8 protein-coding genes and 2 tRNA genes are annotated in these 3371 nt (G+C 30.4%); all 10 read left to right on the top strand.

Annotated elements, in window-relative coordinates; translation table 11 throughout:
- The first annotated feature begins 158 nt into the window (after positions 1–158).
- Positions 159–332 carry a hypothetical protein gene (locus ACI3VO_RS05785; RefSeq protein ID WP_439756998.1) on the top strand — a complete coding sequence of 58 codons (174 nt, stop codon included), beginning with the start codon at positions 159–161 and terminating at the stop codon, positions 330–332.
- A gap of 10 nt (positions 333–342) precedes the next feature.
- Positions 343–415, top strand: a tRNA-Thr gene (locus ACI3VO_RS05780).
- Between the two features lie 214 nt (positions 416–629).
- On the top strand, positions 630–830 hold the full coding sequence (locus ACI3VO_RS05775) for a hypothetical protein (RefSeq protein ID WP_439756997.1): 201 nt from the start codon (positions 630–632) through the stop codon (positions 828–830).
- Between the two features lie 4 nt (positions 831–834).
- Positions 835–906, top strand: a tRNA-His gene (locus ACI3VO_RS05770).
- Between the two features lie 20 nt (positions 907–926).
- On the top strand, positions 927–1157 hold the full coding sequence (locus tag ACI3VO_RS05765) for a hypothetical protein (RefSeq protein ID WP_439756996.1): 231 nt from the start codon (positions 927–929) through the stop codon (positions 1155–1157).
- 54 nt (positions 1158–1211) lie between these two features.
- The gene (locus ACI3VO_RS05760) at positions 1212–1499 is read left to right on the top strand and encodes a winged helix-turn-helix domain-containing protein (RefSeq protein ID WP_439756995.1); all 288 of its coding nucleotides are present in this window, start codon (positions 1212–1214) and stop codon (positions 1497–1499) included.
- Between the two features lie 277 nt (positions 1500–1776).
- Entirely contained in the window at positions 1777–2196 is a 420-nt protein-coding gene (locus ACI3VO_RS05755) for a hypothetical protein (protein WP_439756994.1), read from the top strand.
- Positions 2177–2563, top strand: a complete 387-nt coding sequence (locus ACI3VO_RS05750) for a hypothetical protein (protein ID WP_439756993.1) — start codon at positions 2177–2179, stop codon at positions 2561–2563. The genes ACI3VO_RS05755 and ACI3VO_RS05750 overlap by 20 nt, the downstream gene beginning before the upstream one ends.
- Positions 2560–2979: an RNase H family protein gene (locus ACI3VO_RS05745; RefSeq protein ID WP_439756992.1), complete on the top strand. Its 420-nt coding sequence runs from the start codon at positions 2560–2562 to the stop codon at positions 2977–2979. Before ACI3VO_RS05750 ends, ACI3VO_RS05745 begins: the two co-directional genes overlap by 4 nt.
- 128 nt (positions 2980–3107) lie before the next feature.
- Positions 3108–3371 (top strand): hypothetical protein (locus ACI3VO_RS05740; protein ID WP_439756991.1); only part of this gene is annotated, 264 nt, incomplete at its 3' end.

The following is a 3371-nucleotide window of genomic DNA, read 5'->3' as shown; positions in this document are numbered from 1 at the left end:
TAGAGCTACAAAATTTTAACTTTTTAATAGATTTTAAGAAAGGTGCAAAAGCGTTATCAATATTGGAGTAGAGATGGAATAGTTTGGACTGACTGGTTTAACTGGGATGGTCCAAAATTTCCATCCCCTTTTAAGAAACTAAAAGTAGAATATAGAGAATGAAGAATTGTGAATTATTTAATGTTGGAGATCAAGTGAAGATTGTTAGAACACACTCTAATGATTTAGACCAAGTAGGAACTATTACTTTGGTAAGACCTAGCTATTGTAAGATTCAACTCCCTAGTGGAGAGATTAAGAATCATACATATGGTCAATTTGTAAAGATTTAATATCTTTCTAGCCTTATTAGCTCAGTTGGTAGAGCATCTCATTTGTAATGAGAATGTCGTGAGTTCGAATCTTACATAAGGCTCTAACCTCCTTTCCTAGATAAATTAATTATTAACTAAAAAATTTAGCAATTATGAAATTTATTAAGAAAGCATTAAAATGGTATGTAGATCAGTATGCTAGATTATTCAGTACAGGATATATTCCAGTACATCTTTAATTAACTAGCACTGAAAAAGAACATTCTCAAACGGAGAATGTTCTGCTGCTGAGGTGTAACTTAAACTTATAAAATTATGAAAATACAACTGAATATTCCGTTATTAGGATTAACAACATTATTTGTAATCCTTAAATTAGCAAATATAATAGAATGGTCATGGTGGTGGGTATTAGCTCCACTATGGATTCCTTTCTCTATTTGGTTCTTAGCAGTACTATTAATGGTACTCTTACTAGGAGTAGATACATATAATAAAATTATTAATAGAAGATAATACGGTGTCTATAGTGTTATTGGAAGCACAACAGGTTGTGGTTCTGTTAGAATTGGTTCGAATCCAATTAGACACACTATTCTAAATCTTACAATTATGAAGAAAGTATTATTTACAAAGAATCCATCTATTAAAGTATTGGATTTTGGTGAGTTATTAGCTTTAGTTCAAGCAACTAATAAGTGTTTCTACGAGCTTGTAGAAGATAACGATCCTAGAGCTAAGCTAAGAGCAGGAACTGTAATAGAGAAAGAGTATGATACTATTTATATTCTGGGAGTAGTTCCAGAATTGACAATAGTTAATGCTATAATGCTAGAATTATAAACTAGTTACCTCTATAGCTCAACTGAATAGAAGTACTTAAATATTAACTAATAAATGAGTATAATCGAATGTGAAGCCTTCTCAATAGACACAGATACAAAGAATTGTCTTAGTGAAGGTAAAGAAGTTTCATTAACTAAAAATGAATATTCTCTACTATTACTGTTAGCGAATAATGCTAATAAAGTATTAAGTAGAGAAGAGATTTCTAAAGAGCTACCTATTAAGTCAGAAGGTAGAGCTATAGATACAACAGTTTCGAGATTACGAAAAAAGCTAGGACAAGAATCCATATCTACTAAAGTTGGATTCGGGTATAGTGTAGTGGCGAAAAAGGGTTAACAGTAGCAAATTCATAACCAGTAACCCTGAGATAATATCAAAAGCAACGGCTCGACGTAGATGCGCTGTAGTTATGAATAAAGGATGCCGAAATAGGCATCCTTTTTTTAATTTTATTAAATCATTATGAAAAGAAAAAAGTACAGAGTGAAGTTCTACACGTTAAAAGGAACATTCTTTAGGATATGTACTAGAAGTTACATATCTACAATTAAGTTTGCATTACCGATTGCATTAAAGCAATTTGGAGTATTTACAATTAAAGAGCATAAAAACCATGCTAAATGAAGACTTACTTGACCCTAAAGATAAAGAAATTGTTACTCTGAAACTAAAAATAGCCAATTTAAAAAAGGCTATTGATAAGTTCAAGAAGTACGACAAAGAACGTAAGGAATATTACAGAAATGCTTTAGTAGAACTTGGAGAACTTAAAGAGTTTATAGAAGCTGACAATATTGCTTATCCACTTCTAAAGAAACTCAAGAACTATAAGAAAATGATAAAGGAAATGTCCACAAACATTTATTATGGTAAAGCTATAGAAGCAGGAGTTACTTTGGATGAGGTAGATAGCCGAAAAGCTCAAATAGCAATTCTCGGAAAGCAAATTAGTGATCTCAAAAAAGAGAATGAAAAGTATTTCTTAGAAATTGTTCAACTAAAGAAAGCATTAAATGATCAAGTTAACAAATAAAACAGCTCAAGACTTTCTTAACGAAGAATGGAGTGATAAATTGTCAGAGTATATAGAAATGAACGATGCTAAGTATGTTATAAAAGATGGATATATCTTCCTAAAAGAAGAGATAACTCCTCCCTATAGATATACTTATACACTATCTGAATTACTATATAAACTGGCAGAGTATTATACTGGTAATAACAATTCATTCTTTCTTAGCTTTATAAAAGATGCTCCTTATTATTGCTTCTATTATAAGGGAGATAAGAAAGATTCTATTGGACAATTTCATGAGTATCCTATAGAATCAGCAGCTCACTTATTAATAGAATGTGTGAAGAATAATATTGCATATGCTAAAGATATAAGTAGTAAATGAACTATAAACTATTTACTGATGGTGCCTATTCCTCCTCTAGAGATAAGGGAGGGATAGGCATTTTATTTGTTAGAGATAACAAGATAGTTCTTACTTATTCTAAAGGATTCTATCATACTACTAATAATAAGATGGAGTTAATAGCTATTATTGCTGGATTAAAGTGTATAGCTAAGCCAATAGATTCTTTAGTAATAGTATCTGATTCTATGTATTGCATAGGTATCATAACTCAAAACTGGAAACGAAGAAAGAATATTGAGCTTTGGAAGAGATTTGATAAGGAACTAGAGAGAGTTAAAAAGTTATGCCCAGATATATCATTTGTACATACTAGAGGGCATCAAACTGATAATTCAGATTATACTAAGTATAATAATATGTGTGATAAATTAGCAGCAACAGCATCATTATGATTTCAAATATTAAATATACTCTTAAAAGAGAATGGGATATAATTAAATCGTGGTTTTCCTATTACAAAGTATTAAGAAACTGTTATGATTTTGATTATGATAGCATACTAAAAATAGAGAAACACCAGATGCAAAGAGTGCGAGATAGTATAGCTAAATATAGAAATCATCTAAACTACGAAAGAGATTTACAAAATATAGATAGAGCACTTAGACTATTAGATGCTTCAGAAGAAGATATTCTAGAAAGAAATCCTCTAACTGGAGAGTATAAAACTGCCAAGAAGGTAAATACTAGAAATGCTAGTAGATTTACAGATCTTACTCCAATAAATGATGTTTTTAGACTGGTTTCTTTGTATCAATGCAAAGCATGGTACTTATATAATAAA

Source organism: Intestinibacter sp. (genome assembly GCF_051866655.1).
Classification (GTDB): domain Bacteria; phylum Bacillota; class Clostridia; order Peptostreptococcales; family Peptostreptococcaceae; genus Intestinibacter.
This window is presented reverse-complemented; position numbering and strand designations above follow the sequence as displayed.

Coding starts and splice junctions, on each gene's coding strand:
- ACI3VO_RS05785 (WP_439756998.1), top strand. CDS start 159: ATGAAGAATTGTGAATTATTTAATGTTGGAGATCAAGTGAAGATTGTT.
- ACI3VO_RS05775 (WP_439756997.1), top strand. CDS start 630: ATGAAAATACAACTGAATATTCCGTTATTAGGATTAACAACATTATTT.
- ACI3VO_RS05765 (WP_439756996.1), top strand. CDS start 927: ATGAAGAAAGTATTATTTACAAAGAATCCATCTATTAAAGTATTGGAT.
- ACI3VO_RS05760 (WP_439756995.1), top strand. CDS start 1,212: ATGAGTATAATCGAATGTGAAGCCTTCTCAATAGACACAGATACAAAG.
- ACI3VO_RS05755 (WP_439756994.1), top strand. CDS start 1,777: ATGCTAAATGAAGACTTACTTGACCCTAAAGATAAAGAAATTGTTACT.
- ACI3VO_RS05750 (WP_439756993.1), top strand. CDS start 2,177: ATGATCAAGTTAACAAATAAAACAGCTCAAGACTTTCTTAACGAAGAA.
- ACI3VO_RS05745 (WP_439756992.1), top strand. CDS start 2,560: ATGAACTATAAACTATTTACTGATGGTGCCTATTCCTCCTCTAGAGAT.